At 62.9% G+C, this 15,260-nt stretch carries 20 protein-coding genes; 13 read left to right on the forward strand and 7 right to left on the reverse strand.

What is annotated here, in order from left to right; genetic code table 11:
• Window positions 1-140 precede the first annotated feature (140 nt).
• From F8N66_RS28355 to F8N66_RS28370, 4 genes are all read right to left on the reverse strand, one after another.
• Window positions 141-659, reverse strand: coding sequence for a DUF3299 domain-containing protein (locus F8N66_RS28355; RefSeq protein WP_150773243.1), 519 nt, complete (start codon window positions 657-659; stop codon window positions 141-143).
• 11 nt (window positions 660-670) lie between these two features.
• Window positions 671-1,936 carry an ABC transporter permease gene (locus F8N66_RS28360; RefSeq protein WP_150773244.1) on the reverse strand — a complete coding sequence of 422 codons (1,266 nt, stop codon included), beginning with the start codon at window positions 1,934-1,936 and terminating at the stop codon, window positions 671-673.
• A gap of 1 nt (window position 1,937) precedes the next feature.
• Window positions 1,938-2,648 (reverse strand): ABC transporter ATP-binding protein, encoded by a 711-nt coding sequence (locus F8N66_RS28365; protein ID WP_150773245.1) that lies wholly within the window; start codon window positions 2,646-2,648, stop codon window positions 1,938-1,940.
• Between the two features lie 140 nt (window positions 2,649-2,788).
• Window positions 2,789-3,379 carry a DUF2796 domain-containing protein gene (locus F8N66_RS28370; RefSeq protein ID WP_150773246.1) on the reverse strand — a complete coding sequence of 197 codons (591 nt, stop codon included), beginning with the start codon at window positions 3,377-3,379 and terminating at the stop codon, window positions 2,789-2,791.
• Window positions 3,380-3,516: 137 nt separating this feature from the next.
• Between F8N66_RS28370 and F8N66_RS28375 the strand changes: the two genes are divergently transcribed.
• On the forward strand, window positions 3,517-3,858 hold the full coding sequence (locus F8N66_RS28375; protein ID WP_150773247.1) for a hypothetical protein: 342 nt from the start codon (window positions 3,517-3,519) through the stop codon (window positions 3,856-3,858).
• Between the two features lie 85 nt (window positions 3,859-3,943).
• Here the strand turns inward: F8N66_RS28375 and trxA are convergent, their stop codons facing one another.
• The 3 genes from trxA to F8N66_RS28390 all read right to left on the reverse strand — a co-directional run bounded on the left by trxA (window position 3,944) and on the right by F8N66_RS28390 (window position 6,058).
• On the reverse strand, window positions 3,944-4,816 hold the full coding sequence (gene trxA / locus F8N66_RS28380; protein WP_150773248.1) for a thioredoxin: 873 nt from the start codon (window positions 4,814-4,816) through the stop codon (window positions 3,944-3,946).
• Window positions 4,817-4,943: 127 nt separating this feature from the next.
• Entirely contained in the window at window positions 4,944-5,597 is a 654-nt protein-coding gene (locus tag F8N66_RS28385; protein WP_150773249.1) for a class I SAM-dependent methyltransferase, read from the reverse strand.
• Complete coding sequence (locus F8N66_RS28390; RefSeq protein ID WP_150773250.1) at window positions 5,594-6,058, reverse strand: YbaY family lipoprotein; 465 nt, start codon at window positions 6,056-6,058, stop codon at window positions 5,594-5,596. Before F8N66_RS28390 ends, F8N66_RS28385 begins: the two co-directional genes overlap by 4 nt.
• A 117-nt stretch (window positions 6,059-6,175) precedes the next feature.
• On the opposite strand from F8N66_RS28390, the gene nrdR reads away from it, so the two are divergent.
• The 12 genes from nrdR to F8N66_RS28455 all read left to right on the forward strand — a co-directional run bounded on the left by nrdR (window position 6,176) and on the right by F8N66_RS28455 (window position 15,141).
• A complete protein-coding gene (gene nrdR, locus F8N66_RS28395) occupies window positions 6,176-6,640 on the forward strand; it encodes a transcriptional regulator NrdR (protein WP_003228656.1) in 465 nt (154 codons plus the stop codon).
• Complete coding sequence (ribD, locus tag F8N66_RS28400) at window positions 6,637-7,770, forward strand: bifunctional diaminohydroxyphosphoribosylaminopyrimidine deaminase/5-amino-6-(5-phosphoribosylamino)uracil reductase RibD (RefSeq protein WP_150773251.1); 1,134 nt, start codon at window positions 6,637-6,639, stop codon at window positions 7,768-7,770. The genes nrdR and ribD overlap by 4 nt, the downstream gene beginning before the upstream one ends.
• Before the next feature lie 47 nt (window positions 7,771-7,817).
• On the forward strand, window positions 7,818-8,483 hold the full coding sequence (locus tag F8N66_RS28405; RefSeq protein WP_008059524.1) for a riboflavin synthase: 666 nt from the start codon (window positions 7,818-7,820) through the stop codon (window positions 8,481-8,483).
• 16 nt (window positions 8,484-8,499) lie between these two features.
• Window positions 8,500-9,591, forward strand: a complete 1,092-nt coding sequence (gene ribBA, locus F8N66_RS28410) for a bifunctional 3,4-dihydroxy-2-butanone-4-phosphate synthase/GTP cyclohydrolase II (RefSeq protein ID WP_150773252.1) — start codon at window positions 8,500-8,502, stop codon at window positions 9,589-9,591.
• Window positions 9,592-9,682: 91 nt separating this feature from the next.
• Window positions 9,683-10,159, forward strand: a complete 477-nt coding sequence (ribE, locus tag F8N66_RS28415; protein ID WP_003228649.1) for a 6,7-dimethyl-8-ribityllumazine synthase — start codon at window positions 9,683-9,685, stop codon at window positions 10,157-10,159.
• Window positions 10,156-10,656 carry a transcription antitermination factor NusB gene (gene nusB, locus F8N66_RS28420; RefSeq protein WP_008053839.1) on the forward strand — a complete coding sequence of 167 codons (501 nt, stop codon included), beginning with the start codon at window positions 10,156-10,158 and terminating at the stop codon, window positions 10,654-10,656. Before ribE ends, nusB begins: the two co-directional genes overlap by 4 nt.
• Window positions 10,657-10,832: 176 nt before the next feature.
• The gene (gene thiL, locus F8N66_RS28425; protein ID WP_150773253.1) at window positions 10,833-11,798 is read left to right on the forward strand and encodes a thiamine-phosphate kinase; all 966 of its coding nucleotides are present in this window, start codon (window positions 10,833-10,835) and stop codon (window positions 11,796-11,798) included.
• Complete coding sequence (locus tag F8N66_RS28430; RefSeq protein WP_137804417.1) at window positions 11,795-12,298, forward strand: phosphatidylglycerophosphatase A; 504 nt, start codon at window positions 11,795-11,797, stop codon at window positions 12,296-12,298. The genes thiL and F8N66_RS28430 overlap by 4 nt, the downstream gene beginning before the upstream one ends.
• A gap of 23 nt (window positions 12,299-12,321) precedes the next feature.
• The gene (locus tag F8N66_RS28435) at window positions 12,322-13,056 is read left to right on the forward strand and encodes a substrate-binding periplasmic protein (RefSeq protein ID WP_150773254.1); all 735 of its coding nucleotides are present in this window, start codon (window positions 12,322-12,324) and stop codon (window positions 13,054-13,056) included.
• A 251-nt stretch (window positions 13,057-13,307) separates the two neighbouring features.
• Window positions 13,308-13,925, forward strand: a complete 618-nt coding sequence (gene ribA / locus F8N66_RS28445; RefSeq protein ID WP_034148042.1) for a GTP cyclohydrolase II — start codon at window positions 13,308-13,310, stop codon at window positions 13,923-13,925.
• Window positions 13,922-14,341 carry an MFS transporter gene (locus tag F8N66_RS28450; RefSeq protein WP_150773255.1) on the forward strand — a complete coding sequence of 140 codons (420 nt, stop codon included), beginning with the start codon at window positions 13,922-13,924 and terminating at the stop codon, window positions 14,339-14,341. The genes ribA and F8N66_RS28450 overlap by 4 nt, the downstream gene beginning before the upstream one ends.
• On the forward strand, window positions 14,341-15,141 hold the full coding sequence (locus tag F8N66_RS28455) for a cobalamin-binding protein (RefSeq protein WP_150773256.1): 801 nt from the start codon (window positions 14,341-14,343) through the stop codon (window positions 15,139-15,141). Before F8N66_RS28450 ends, F8N66_RS28455 begins: the two co-directional genes overlap by 1 nt.
• Window positions 15,142-15,260 lie beyond the last annotated feature (119 nt).

Genomic DNA, 15,260 nt, shown 5'->3' on the forward strand with positions numbered 1-15,260 from the left:
AACAGTGATGGGCCTGAGTATTTGGGTGTTCTTGAGGGCCCTTTCGCGAGCAAGCCCGCTCCCACATGTGGAACGCGTTCCCCTGTGGGAGCGGGCTTGCTCGCGAAGGCAATCTTGCAGGCAATGGCTAACTGCCGGACTCACTCCGGCAATTCATACATGTAGATCTTGTCCGCCTCCATCTGATACCCGGCATCCGCCAATTCGCTGGTGGACGCCTTGACCTGCATCGCCCCTTCGATCCAGTACGGCTGGTACAACTCCTCGATCTTCACGCCCACTTCGCTTTTGACGTGCACGATCTGGTTCGACGGCGGTGGCGGCACGTGGATGCAGGCGCCGAAATACGGCACCAGCAGAAAGTCCGTGGTGCGACCGTCCTCATTCACTTCCAGCGGCACGATGTAGCCGGGCAAGCGAATGTTCTGGCCATCGAGGGCCTTGACCACCGGTGCGTTGGGCAAATCCTGCTTGGCCGCCGGCGCGGATTCGGCGGATAGCGCGTCGCCCATTTTCGACAGGTCGTGCAGGGGCGTCATGTTCGGCACTTCCGGCATGGCATCCGGCGGGATCATTTCCGACCAGGTCAGCTCTTTTGGCTCGGCCGCCCACAGGGGCAGGGCAACCAGCATCAACAGCGCAAGCAGAGCGCGGGGCATATTTAAGGTCCTCATAAACGGATCGACAGGCCATCGGCCAAGGATTGGCGATAAGCGCGCCAGGCCGGCACGCTGCCCATCAGCAGCGCGGCGATCAGGATGCCAGCCAGCAGCGTCCATTCATATTCGCTGGGCCACGCCAGCGGCAGAAACAGACCGTAATTGGCTTGCACGTACCCTTGGGCGGCGGCGATGCATACATACAGCAACGCCACGCCGGCGACCACGCCCGCCAGCGCCAGGGAGAACGCCTCCAGCACCAGCAGTGTCGCGATGTGCCAGGGGCGCGCACCCACCGAACGCAGAATCGCCATCTCGCGGCGGCGCTCGTTGAGGCTGGTGAGAATCGCCGTGAGCATGCCGATCAACCCGGTCAGCACCACGAACAGCGAGACCACGAACAAGGCTTTTTCCGCGGTGCCCATCAGGCTCCACAGCTCTTGCAGCGCCACGCCCGGCAAGATCGCCAGCATCGGTTCACCACGGAATTCGTTGATGTCGCGCTGCAAGGCAAAGGTCGAAATCTTGCTGTTGAGGCCGAGCATGAACGCGGTGATCGCTTGCGGCGTCAGGTCCATGTTGCGCGCCTGATCGGCACTGATCCGCCCTTCGCCACGGGCCGGCACGCCGTTGTGCCAGTCGATGTGAATCGCTTCCATGCCGCCGAGGCTGATGTGCAGCGTGCGGTCCACCGGGGTGCCGGTGCGCTTGAGAATGCCGACCACGGTGAATGGCTTGTCATCATGCTTGACCAGGCTGATCGCCGCCACGCCATGGGCCAGCACCAGCTTGTCGCCGAGTTTGTAGTGCAGCGCATCCGCCACTTCGGCGCCGAGCACCACTTCAAACGGATCGGTCGCGAAGGCGCGGCCCTCGGCCAGTTCCAGGTGTTGCTGGCGGCCGTACTGGTAGTGTTCGAAATAGGCTTCGGTGGTGCCCATCACCCGATACCCGCGATGGGAGTCGCCGAGGGACATCGGGATGGCCCACTTCACTTTCGGGTTGCTGGCGAAATGTTCGAAGCTGTCCCAACGGATGTTGTTGGTGGCGTTGCCGATGCGGAACACCGAGTACAACAGCAGGTTGACCGAGCCGGAGCGCGCGCCGACGATCAGGTCGGTGCCGCTGATGGTACTGGCGAAACTGGCCTTGGCCTCGGTGCGCACCCGCTCCACGGCCAGCAGCAGGCAGACCGACAGGGCAATCGCGAAGGCGGTGAGAATCGCGGTGAAGCGGCGGTTAGCCAGGCTGGCCAGCGCTAGACGAAACAAATACATCTCAGACCTCGGACGATGTGGCGGCGCGATTGAGTTCGGCCAGCGACAGGTGGCGATCGAACAGCGGCGCGAGGCTCTGGTCATGGCTGACGAACAACAGGCTCGACCCGGCTTCGCGGCATTCGGCGAACAGCAGGCGAATGAAGTTTTCGCGGGCGTCGTAGTCCAGGGCCGAGGTGGGCTCGTCGGCGATCACCAGTTCCGGCTGGCCGATCAAGGCGCGTGCGGCGGCGACCCGTTGCTGTTGGCCGATGGACAGCGAGTCGGCGCGGCGACTTAGGATGTGCTCATCCTTCAAACCCAGGTGGGCGAGCAGGGTCGCCGCGGCGTTATCGACGCTGCCATGGCGCTGTTTCGCCCGTTCGGCACGCAGTTTGGAAAAGTGGCAGGGCAACTCGACGTTCTCGCGTACCGACAGGAAGGGCAGCAGGTTGAACTGCTGGAAAATGTACCCGGTGTGATCGACCCGGAAGTGATCGCGGGCACCCGCCGACAATTGCGTCAGCTCCTGGCCGAGCAGGCGGATGCTGCCGCGATCAGGCTTTTGCACACCGCCGAGCAGGCCGAGCAGGGTGGTCTTGCCGCTGCCGCTGGGGCCTTTGAGGAACAGGGTTTCCCCCGGCTCCAGGCGGAAGGCCGGGATGTCCAGCAGCGGCGGGTGACCGGGCCAGCTGAAGCCCAGGTCGGACAGTTCGATGAGTGCGTGGGTCATTTAGCCGATTTCATGGGAATTGATGATCTGTGTAGGAGCTGTCGAGCGAAGCGAGGCTGCGATCTTTTGACTGTAAAGATCAAGATCAAAAGATCGCAGCCTCGCTTCGCTCGACAGCTCCTACAGGGGTTCAGGGGGGATCAGAAGTTAAGCGTGGCCGCCTTGGCCGTCACTTCAACGCCTTGCTGCCCGCTCGGACCGATCAGTTGTACCTGAATTTTCTGGGTGGCCGGGAATGTGTTGAAGATATTCGCCAGGTCCAGGGTTTTCAGCGCGGCGGGTGTGGTGCAGGTGAACTGGTAGTGGGCGTGGATTTCGCTGTGGTCGTGGTGATGCTCGTCCTTGGCGTCTTCGTCGTGATCGTCGTCGGCGTCCGGCTTGTCGCCGAACAGCGGGCTATTGAGTTCCTGGCCCGCGACGACGCAACCGGCGGCTTTGGCCAGGTTGAACAACGCCAGCGGTTTTTCCAGCTGGGCGCGGGCGGCGGTGACCTTGGCCTTGTCGGCCGCGGTGGTGGCGACATGTTCGAATCCCACCAGGTTCATCGCCGGGCTTTCCAGTTCCAGCTCCAGGGTCTGGCCGTCCAGCACCGCGTTAAGGCGCCCGACACCGTGTTCGTGGGCGCCGAGGCTGCCGTGCTCATGATCGTGATCATGGTCATGCTCCTCAGCAGCATGGGCGACAGCCAGCGGCAACAGGGCAAACGGCAAAGCGAGCAGCAGACGACGCATGAGCGAATCTCCGGAAGGCAACATGAATAAAATGTTATGTAATCTTATAACGTAAGTGCGCAGAGTTTGACTGCCTGCTTGGCGTTGCACAAGTCCCATGGGAGCATGCAAGCGAAGAAATGTGCGGGAGCAGACCTATGTTGCGAATTCGCGGAAGCATCGGCGACTGGCCGGTGGATTTGACGCTGGAGATGGATGAGGCCGACTGGGCGCGGCTGGGCGCACAGATTCAGGTGGAGAAAACCGAGGTCAGCGCCGCGCCGGCCAGGCCGCTGAATCAGGACGATGCGCTGTGGCAGGTGGCCAGGGACCTGCTGCGCAAGGCCGGTCAGTTGAGCGGACCGGATCTGCTGGATCAGTTGGAAGCGCTCACCGGCAGCGCGTCGTCGGGTAAGCGCCTGCTGGTGCGCTTGCGCCATAGCGCTGATGTGAAGGTGACGAGCGGCGGGGACACGCCGATTTACCACTGGGTCGAATAAACCGTAGAAGATCGCAGCCTTCGGCAGCTCCTACATGGGAATGCGTACCCCTGTAGGAGCCGCCGCAGGCTGCGATCTTTTGATCTTAATAAAGCGCAGCGAACAACTTGCGACGGTACGTGGTCACCAGCGGATGGTCGTTGCCCAGCAATTCGAACACCTGCAGCAAGGTCTTGTGTGGCAGGCCTTCGCTGTAGCTGCGGTTGCGGATGAACAGCTTGAGCAAGCCATCCAGCGCCGCGTCGTACTGCTGGCGAGCCAGTTGTTGAACCGCCAGCTGGTAGACCGCTTCATCGTCCTGCGGGTTTTTCGCCAGCCGGGCTTTGAGGTCGGCGGCGTCGGGCAAGTCCTTGGCCTGGCCGAGAAACTTGATCTGCGCCTTGGCGCCGGCCAGGGCAGCCTTGTGCTCATCGCTCTTGACCGCGTCGAGCACGGCTTGCGCCTCACTCAGTTCGCCGCGCTCGGTGAGGCAGCGGGCGTAGAGGATCAGCGCCTTGGCGTTGGTGTTGTCCTCGCCCAGCAGCACTTTGAGGATGGCTTCGGCGTCGGCAAAACGACTGTCGTCGAACAGCGCCTGGGCCTGTTCGAACGGGTCGGTCGCTGCCGGTGGCGGCATTTGCACATGAGGTTCGAGCAGGGCGCGAACAGCCGATTCCGGTTGCGCGCCGGCAAAGCCATCGACGGGCTGGCCGTCCTTGAACAACACCACCGTCGGCAGGCTGCGAATGCCGAAACGGGCGACGATGTCCTGCTCGACGTCGCAATTGACCTTGGCCAGCAGCAACTCGCCCTGATAGCTCTCGGCGATGGTCTCCAGCATCGGCATCAGCACTTTGCACGGCGCGCACCATTCGGCCCAGAAATCCACCAGCACCGGTTTGTGGAAAGAGTTCTCGATCACCGATTGTTCGAAATCGGCAGTCGTGGCGTCGAAGATGTACGGCGTTTGCTGACTCATGGGGGATCTCTTGGAAGCGTGAATCTGTTCACTATAAGGGTTGGCGAAAAAGATCGCAGCCTTCGGCAGCTCCTACATTGACCGTGAGCAAACCGGATCCTGTAGGAGCTGCCGAAGGCTGCGATCTTTAACGGCTTGCGTGGTACAGGCTCACATGCCGAAATTCTTCCGGTTCACACAGATCCGGCAAGGTCATGGCCTCCAGCATTTCAATCCGCCGATACAGCGGATGCCTGAAGTCTCGCACCCGCGAGTCCGCCACCAGCGCTTCCCGGCCGCGACTGAGGAATTCATCGAGCAGCGGCAGGTTCGCCCGGTCGTACAGCACATCCGCCACCAGAATCAGGTCGAAGCGATCCGCCTCGGCGAAAAAATCCGTCGAATAGCTGAGCGCTACGTCATTGAGTTCGGCGTTCGCCCGACAAGCCGCAATCGCCAGCGGGTCAAGGTCGCAGGCCACCACTTCGAGGGCCCCGGCCTTGACCGCGGCAATCCCCGCCACGCCGGAGCCGGCGCCAAAATCCAGCACCCGCTTGCCTTTGACCCACTCGGGAAACGCGGCCAGGTAGCGGGCCACGGCCAGGCCACTGGCCCAGCAGAAGCTCCAGTAGGGCGGCTCGTGCAGAATGCGCCGGGTTTCTTCCGGGCTGAAGGCGCGGTCCATGTTGTCGCCGTCGATCAGCCACAGCTTCAGCTCGGTGTCCGGCAGGTCACAGGCGACCAGCTGCGCATCACCGAGCAGTTCACTCAACGCCCGTTGCAGGTCGAGCGGTGCACTCATGGCGCTTTGACGAATTGCAGCTGGCCCAGCGCCTGGGTGGTGGGTTGAGCGATCCGTTGCGACGGCAGGTGCAGGATCAGCTGGCCGGACTGGCTGGCGCGCCCTCGCAGTTCAACGCGGGCGCCGGCCGGAAAAGCGTCCGGGTTGAAACGCAGGTGAAACGGCAGTACCTGATTGGTGCCGATCAGGCTCGAACTGGCGAGCAATTGCTGCGGACGGTCTTTTTCGTCGATCACCAGCAGCGCCAGTTCGACTTCGGCGCCGGCCGGCACGCCTTGCAGGGTGCCGCTCAATTCGCGCTGGTACGCCGGCAGCGGGCCGAGGGGGACCGACTCCCGGGCTTTCTTCTGTGCCTGCTCGGGCGCGGGGCCTGGGGTCGGCGGTTGAGGCTTGGGCGCATCGCTGCCGCAGGCCACCAACAGGCTGAACAGACTGAGTAAAACCAGCGGTCTTAGGGACATTTGCGGCTCCTGCAACGTGTCATCCAATATAGCCCGTCTGTATACCGCAAACCCTATGGCTTGTCTTGCCACCGGGATGCGCTACCATGGCCCTCCCTTTTTTTGTTGCCTGCCACCATGCACTGTCCCTTCTGCGGTGCCAACGACACCAAGGTCATCGACTCGCGTCTGGTCGCCGAGGGCGAACAGGTGCGCCGCCGGCGTGAATGCCTGGCCTGCGGCGAGCGTTTCACGACGTTCGAGACGGCTGAACTGGTGTTGCCGCGCCTGATCAAAACCGACGGCAGTCGCCAGCCGTTCGACGAAGAAAAACTCCGCGCCGGCATGCAGCGTGCGCTGGAGAAGCGCCCGGTGAGTGTCGAGCGCCTCGAATCGTCGCTGGTGCACATCAAACACAAACTGCGCGCCACCGGCGAACGCGAGGTCAAATCCCTCGTGGTGGGTGAGCTGGTGATGGCCGAGCTGCAAAAGCTCGACGAAGTCGCCTATATCCGCTTCGCTTCGGTGTATCGCCGCTTCCAGGACCTCAATGAGTTCCGCGAAGAGATCGACCGCCTGGCCCGTGAACCGGTGAAAGAATGACCACCTGCGCAGAACTTGCCATCCTCGACGCCCATTACATGGCCCGTGCCCTGGAACTGGCGCGCAAAGGCCATTACACGACCCACCCCAACCCCCGGGTCGGCTGCGTGATCGTGCGTGACGGGCAGATCGTCGGCGAAGGCTGGCACGAGCGCGCTGGCGAACCTCATGCCGAAGTCCACGCCCTGCGCGCCGCCGGCGAGCGGGCCCGGGGTGCCACGGCCTACGTGACCCTCGAACCGTGCAGCCATCACGGCCGCACGCCGCCCTGCGCCGACGCGCTGGTCAATGCGGGCCTGGCGCGCGTCGTGGCGGCGATGCAGGACCCGAACCCGGAAGTCGCCGGTCGCGGTTTGCAACGCCTGGAACAGGCCGGTATCGCGACCCAAAGCGGTGTGCTGGAAGGCGAGGCACGCCAGCTCAATCAAGGTTTCTTGAAACGTATGGAGCACGGCCTGCCCTTCGTGCGGGTCAAGCTGGCCATGAGCCTGGACGGTCGCACGGCCATGGAAAGCGGCGAAAGCCAGTGGATCACCGGTCCGGCGGCGCGTTCGGCGGTGCAGCGCCTGCGCGCCCAGGCCAGTGTGGTGCTGACGGGTGCCGATACGGTGCTGGCGGACAACGCCCGGTTGACCGTGCGCGCCGACGAGCTGGGCCTGGATGCCGGGCAAACCGCGCTGGCCATGAGCCGCCCGCCACTGCGCGTGCTGGTTGACGGTCGCCTGCGCGTGCCGCTGGATGCGCCCTTCTTCAAGGCGGGCCCGGCGCTGGTCGCCACCTGCGTGGCGGTGGAAGAACAGTACGCCACTGGTCCGGAATGCCTGATCGTGCCCGGCTACGATGGCCAGGTCGATTTGCGCCAGTTGCTGGTCGAGCTCGCTGGCCGTGGCGTCAACGAGGTGTTGGTCGAGGCCGGGCCACGGCTGGCGGGGGCATTCGCCCAGCTCGGGCTGGTGGATGAGTTCCAGATTTTCATCGCCGGCAAGTTTCTGGGCTCCTCGGCACGGCCGCTGCTGGATTGGCCGCTGGCTTACATGAAAGATGCGCCTGAACTGAAAATCACCGAAATTCGCGCGGTTGGCGATGACTGGCGAGTCACCGCCATTCCTTCGCCGGCGGCGAGCGTATAATTTTTCGCCATCGCTCTAGCGCTGGCTCTGTTCTCGAGGAGAACCCCATGTTCACCGGCATCATCGAATCCATTGGCAGTATTCGTGCATTGACCCCAAAAGGCGGAGATGTGCGGGTTCACGTAGAAACCGGCAAGCTCGACCTGAGCGACGTCAAACTGGGCGACAGCATCGCGGTCAATGGCGTGTGCCTGACCGCTGTTGAATTGCCGGGCAACGGCTTCGCGGCGGACGTCAGCCGCGAAACCCTCGACTGCACCGCCATGAACGACCTGAAAAGCGGCAGCCCGGTCAACCTGGAAAAAGCCCTGACCCCGACCACTCGCCTCGGCGGGCATCTGGTCAGCGGCCATGTCGATGGCGTGGGTGAAGTGGTTGCCCGCACCGAGAACGCGCGTGCCGTGGAGTTTCGTATCCGCGCGCCGAAAGAACTGGCCAAGTACATCGCCCATAAAGGCTCGATCACCGTCGACGGCACCAGCCTGACCGTGAACGCGGTCGATGGCGCCGAGTTCCTGCTGACCATCATCCCGCATACCCTGAGCGAAACCATCATGGCCTCGTACCAGCCGGGTCGCCGGGTGAACCTGGAAGTGGACTTGCTGGCCCGTTACCTGGAACGCCTGCTGCTGGGCGACAAGGCCGCAGAGCCAACTGCCGGCAGCACCATCACCGAAAGCTTTCTGGCCGCCAACGGCTACCTCAAATCCTGACTGAAGGGGGTGCCTTGTGGCGCTCAATAGCATCGAAGAACTGGTAGAAGACATCCGCCAAGGCAAGATGGTCATCCTCATGGATGACGAAGACCGCGAGAACGAAGGCGACCTGATCATGGCCGCCGAGTGCTGCAAGGCCGAACACATCAATTTCATGGCCAAGCACGCCCGTGGCCTGATCTGCATGCCGATGAGCCGTGAGCGCTGCGAGCTGCTCAAGTTGCCGCTGATGGCACCGCGCAACGGTTCCGGTTTCGGCACCAAGTTCACCGTGTCCATCGAAGCGGCCACCGGTGTGACCACCGGCATTTCCGCCGCCGACCGCGCGCGTACCGTGCAAGCCGCTGCCGCCCGCGATGCCAAGGCTGAAGACATCGTCAGCCCGGGCCACATTTTTCCGCTGATGGCCCAGGCCGGCGGCACCCTGGCCCGCGCCGGCCACACCGAAGCCGCCTGCGACCTGGCGCGCATGGCCGGTTTCGAGCCGAGCGGCGTGATCTGCGAAGTGATGAACGACGACGGCACCATGTCCCGTCGCGCCGAACTGGAAGCCTTCGCGGCCGAACACGACATCAAGATCGGCACCATCGCCGACCTGATCCACTACCGGATGATCCACGAACGTACCGTTCAGCGGATTGCCGAACAGCCACTGGACAGCGAACTGGGCCAATTCAACCTGGTGACCTATCGTGATTCCGTGGAAGGCGACGTGCACATGGCCCTGACCCTGGGCAATGTCTGCGCCGAGGAACCGACCCTGGTCCGGGTGCACAACATGGACCCGCTGCGCGACCTGCTGATGGTCAAGCAACCGGGCCGCTGGAGCCTGCGCGCCGCCATGGCCGCGGTGGCCGAGGCGGGCAGCGGCGTGGTGCTGTTGCTCGGTCACCCGCTCGATGGCGATGTATTGCTGGCGCATATCCGCGAAACCGCCGATCACGCGGCCGTGAAAAAACCGACCACCTACAGCATTGTCGGTGCCGGTTCGCAGATCCTGCGCGACCTGGGCGTGCGCAAAATGCGCCTGATGTCGGCGCCGATGAAATTTAATGCGATATCCGGTTTCGATCTGGAAGTTGTAGAATACGTGCCCTCCGAATAATGGCCGGTTGTTTGCGGCCTTGAATTCGCGGTTCAAATATCACTGAGGGACGCGTACGAGACGCGTCCCGGCTCTTTAAGAGATCTATCGAATGACCCTGAAGACCATCGAAGGTACCTTCATCGCCCCTAAAGGCCGCTACGCTCTGGTAGTGGGCCGTTTCAACAGCTTCGTCGTTGAAAGCCTGGTCAGCGGTGCAGTTGATGCCCTGGTTCGCCATGGCGTGAGCGAAAGCGACATCACCATCATCCGTGCCCCTGGCGCCTTCGAAATTCCGCTGGTTGCGCAGAAAGTCGCTCAGAAGGGCGAGTTCGCGGCAATCATCGCCCTGGGCGCGGTCATTCGTGGCGGTACTCCGCACTTCGAATACGTGGCGGGCGAATGCACCAAGGGCCTGGCCCAGGTGTCCATGGAGTTCGGCGTTCCGGTCGCTTTCGGCGTCCTGACCGTTGATTCCATCGAGCAAGCCATCGAACGTTCCGGCACCAAGGCCGGTAACAAAGGTGCCGAAGCTGCCCTGTCCGCTCTGGAAATGGTCAGCCTGCTGGCGCAGTTGGAGGCCAAGTGATTAGCGACGAAAGCGATCGTTTCAACCCGCGCGATCCAAAGCCTGCGGACGCCGGCAAGCCCTCGAAAAGCGTCAAGCGTCGCGAAGCCCGTCAGCTCGCGACCCAGGCGCTGTACCAGTGGCACATGGCCAAGCAGTCACTGAACGAGATCGAAGCGCAGTTCCGGGTCGATAACGATTTCACCGATGTCGACGGCGCTTACTTCCGCGAGATCCTGCACGGGGTTCCGCAGTTCAAGACCGAAATCGACACCGCGCTCACGCCTTGCCTGGACTTGACCATCGAAGAGCTGGACCCGGTTGAACTGGCGGTGCTGCGCCTGTCCACCTGGGAACTGCTCAAGCGCGTCGACGTGCCTTACCGCGTGGTGATCAACGAAGGTATCGAATTGGCGAAAGTCTTCGGTTCCACCGACGGCCACAAGTTCGTCAACGGTGTGCTCGACAAGCTGGCCCCGCGCCTGCGTGAAGCTGAAGTGAAGGCGTTCAAGCGCTGATCTGCGCTTGAATCGTGTCCTGTCTCGCCGATACGTTCGTTTTTTAGCGAGTGGCTGGTGTTGCCAGACAAGGCGCCGCGACGAGTCATAGCGTGCTATGGCGAGGAGCGGCAACGCAGTATGGCGACACCAGACGCCGCTAAAAAATGAACAGTATTGGTGAGACAGGATACCCAATGGGTGAGTTTGAGCTGATCCGCAATTACTTCGCCGCCGCGCCTTGTGCGCAGGGCGGCGAAGGCGTTGCCCTCGGGATTGGCGATGACTGCGCCTTGCTGGCTGTTCCCCCCGGGGAGCAGTTGGCGATTTCCACCGACACTTTGGTGGCCGGTGTGCATTTCGCGGATCCCTGCGACCCGTTTCTGCTCGGCCAGCGCTCGCTGGCCGTTGCGGTCAGCGACCTGGCCGCCATGGGCGCCACTCCTGTTGCCTTTACCCTTGCCCTGACCTTGCCGGCGGTGACCACCGATTGGCTGCAAGCCTATGCCCGTGGTTTGAACCTCATGGCGCAAAGCTGTGGCGTGGCGCTGGTGGGTGGCGATACCACCCGTGGGCCGCTGAGCCTGACCATGACCGTATTAGGTCGGGTGCCAAGTGGTTTGGCATTGACCCGCAGCGGCGCGCAACCGGGTGACCTGCTGTGCGTGGGCGGCGAACTGGGCAATGCGGCCGGCGCGCTGCCGCTGGTGCTCGGCCAGCGCAGTGCCGAGGCGCACATTGCCGACCCGCTGCTGGCGCATTACTGGTCGCCGCAACCGCAGCTGGCGCTTGGGCAGGCGTTGCGTGGCAAGGCGACTTCGGCGCTGGATATCTCCGATGGCCTGCTCGCCGATTGCGGGCACATTGCCCTCGCATCGAAGGTTGGTCTGTTGGTCGAGCGTGAGCGGTTGCCGCTGTCCACCGCACTGGTCGCTTTCCTCGGCCAGTCAGCCGCGCAAAGTGCCGCCCTCAGCGGCGGTGACGACTACGTGCTGGCCTTTACCTTACCGTCCGTCGAGTTGCCGCCGTTGCTGGCCGATGGCTGGCCAATCCATGTGATCGGGCGCGTCACGGACGGCCAAGGCGTGACGCTGCTTGATGCCGATGGACAGGACATCACCCCGCAAACCCGGGGTTATCAACATTTTCGGGAGACACCGTGACAGATCATCCCAAACAGGTCCCGGCGGAGTTCGTACCGCCGTCGGTCTGGCGCAACCCATGGCATTTCCTGGCGTTCGGCTTCGGCTCGGGCACCTTGCCAAAGGCACCGGGCACCTGGGGGTCGTTAGTTGCGCTACCCTTTATCCCGTTATGGCAAATGCTGCCTGATTGGGGCTACTGGCTGATGTTGGGCATCACCATGCTGTTCGGCTTCTGGCTGTGCGGCAAAGTGGCCGATGATTTGCGTGTGCACGACCACGAAGGCATCGTCTGGGACGAAATGGTCGGGATGTGGATCACCCTGTGGCTGGTGCCCGAAGGATGGCAGTGGCTGCTGGCGGGTTTTCTGATGTTCCGCTTCTTCGATATTCTCAAGCCGTGGCCGATTCGCTGGATTGACCGGCATGTTCACGGCGGAGTCGGGATCATGCTCGATGATGTCCTGGCCGGGGTGTTTGCCTGGTTGGCGATGCAGGGACTGGTATGGATTTTCGCCTGATGGGTTAAGTGGGAGAACTAGGGATGGCTCTACGCGGGTTGATGGTGATGGTGTTCGCCTTGTTTTGCTCACTCGGCCAGGCGCAGGAGACCGCGACGCCGTCCGTGATTCACCTGGCCAGCGAAGAATGGGAAGACTACACCGCCGCCGATGGCCATGGCCTGGGTTGGGACGTGCTGCGGCAGGTCTTTGAACCGGCGGGTGTCAAGCTGGACATTCGCACCGAGCCCTACCTGCGTTCCCTGGGCCTGGCCGAGCGTGGCGAAGTGGACGCCTGCGTCGGTTCCTACCGGGACGAGTCGGCCGAATTGCTCTATCCCCACTGGAATTTCGACACCGATCACATCTATGCCCTGGGGCTGGCCAGCAGCCCGGTGCCCACCGCGCAAACCCTGGGCAACTTTCGGCTGGCCTGGGTCCGCGGCTACGATTACCAGGATTACCTGCCCAACGTGCGCCGCTACGACGAAGTGATCCGGCGCACGGGTATCGTCTCGATGCTGACCCACGACCGTGCCGACTTCTACATCGATGCACTGACCGAGGTCGATTACGTCCTCAGCCGGGCCAAGGATCCGTCCCAGTTGCGTCGCACCCATATCGCGGAATTGCCGTTGTACCTGTGCTTCGCCAAGACGCCCCAGGCGCGCACGCTGATGGCATTGTTCGACCAGCGCATGGAGCAATTGGTGAAAAGCGGCGAACTGAAGCCGATTTTCGAGCGTTGGAAACAGCCGTATCCATTCGATTCAAACTGATCGCGGACATTACGACTGGTGTTTAACCCCTGTGGGAGCGGGCTTGCTCGCGAATGCGGCATGTCATTGAGCATGGATGTCGACCGAATCGACGCCTTCGCGAGCAAGCCCGCTCCCACAGGGGATCGAAGCAGCCCGGATATCAAACTTTTTGATCGTTATGGCCGATAATTCAGCCTAAGCGTCTGTCGGAACGTGCTGTTACAATGCCGGCCTGCGAATCTTCAGACTTTTAGATCAGGAGCACACCGGTGCCTGTCGTTTTTGTCGCCGCTTCCAAGCTGCCAACGCCTTTTGCGCAATTCACCATGCACGGCTTTCTCGATGAAGCGACCGGGCGCGAGCACGTTGTGCTGAGCCTGGGTGAGATCGCCGACGGTGCCCCGGTACTCGGCCGCCTGCACTCCGAGTGCCTGACGGGCGACGCCTTGTTCAGCCAGCGTTGCGACTGCGGCTCGCAACTGGAGGCAGCGCTGCAAGCCATTGCCCGTGAAGGTCGCGGCGTGTTGCTGTACTTGCGTCAGGAAGGCCGTGGCATTGGCCTGCTGAACAAGATCCGCGCCTATGAATTGCAGGACGGCGGTGCCGACACCGTTGAAGCCAACGAGCGCCTGGGCTTTGCCGCCGACCAGCGTGACTACGCCATGTGCCTGCCGATGCTGGAGCACCTGGGCGTGAAATCCCTGCGCCTGATGACCAACAACCCGCGCAAGGTCAAAGCCTTGACCGACATGGGCATCGTGGTGGCAGAGCGCGTGCCGCTGCACACCGGGCACAACCCGCACAACAAACTGTACCTGGCGACCAAGGCCAGCAAGCTCGACCACATGATGGGCAACGAACATCAGGGCGAGGTTGGCCGGGCGTGACCCGCGGTCAGGTGCGGCGGCGACTGTCCGTCAGCTGGTGGCAATACTTTGCGCTGGCCTTGCTGCCGCTGTTCGTGATCAACGGCGTGTTCGGCGAGAGTGAAGCCATTTTGCCGGTGCTGGCGATGCCGTTGTTCATCGCCGGTGTCGCCTCGATGTTTGTCAGCCTGAAGTTTTTCGGCGGCTACAAGCACGCGTTGATCGCCACCCAGAAAGCCCTCGACACCCCTGACGAACCCGCGGCGTGGATCAGCCTGGCGGCCAGGCGGCGCACGGCGTTCCTCGCCGCCGGCCTGCCGGCGTGGATCGGGGCATTGGCGGTGTTCGTCGGCCTTGAGGCGGTGCCGCTGGTGCTGCTCGCGCTGTCGACCACCGTGCTGTTCTACCTCTACCGTATTCCGCGTCAACTGGGTTGATGCGCGCCCTCTGGCTGGCGTTTGTATTGCTGGCCGCCAGCGGTTCGGCCGTCGCGGTCGAGCGAGTGGTCAGCCTCGCCCCGTCGCTCACGGAAATCGTTGTCGAACTGGGTGCCGCCGACCTTCTGGTGGGCGTGCTGGATGCCGGTGAACGTCCCGTCGAACTCGAGCACCTGCCTTCCGTTGGCCGCTACGGACAGCTGGACATGGAGCGGCTGCTCAGCCTGAAACCCGATTTGCTGCTGCTCTGGCCCGGCAGCGTCGGTCCCGCGCAGCGCGAACAACTCAAGCGCCTGAACATCCCGACCTACGTCGCCGAGCCACACAACTTCGCGCAACTCACCGCACAGATCGAAGCGATTGCCACGCAGCTCGGGCAACCTGCGCGTGGGAGCGCGCTGGCCAGCGGTTTGCGCCAGCGGCTCGATGCGCTGCGTCTGCGCTACCGGCGTGGTCAGCCGTTGCAGGTGTTCTATCAAGTCTGGGATCGACCGCTGTACACCGTCGGCGGCGGGCAGATCATCAGCGATGCGCTGGAGGTCTGCGGGGCGCGCAATGTCTTTGCCGACCTCACGTTGCCTGCGCCGCAAGTCAGCGTCGAAGCGGTGTTGCAGCGCAATCCCGAGGTGATTCTGGCAGGCGACCAGGCCCAGCTCGATGCATGGAAAACCTGGCCGCAGGTGACGGCGGTGGCGAACGGACAGTTGCTGTTAGTCACGGACAAAGGGCTGGAGCGGCCGAGTGGGCAGATGGTCGAGGCGACGGCCAGGTTGTGCCGGTTGATCGCGCCTGACCGTTAAAGCCGACAGCCAACCCGATCCCCTGTAGGAGCGAGCTCTGCTCGCGATGGACGTCAACGATCACGCGGGCCATATGAATGATCGCGTCGTCCGGACCTCCATCGCGAGCAGGCTCGCTC

The sequence above is a fragment of the Pseudomonas fluorescens genome (assembly GCF_902498195.1).
In the GTDB taxonomy this organism is placed as follows: Bacteria; Pseudomonadota; Gammaproteobacteria; order Pseudomonadales; family Pseudomonadaceae; genus Aquipseudomonas; species Aquipseudomonas fluorescens_BU.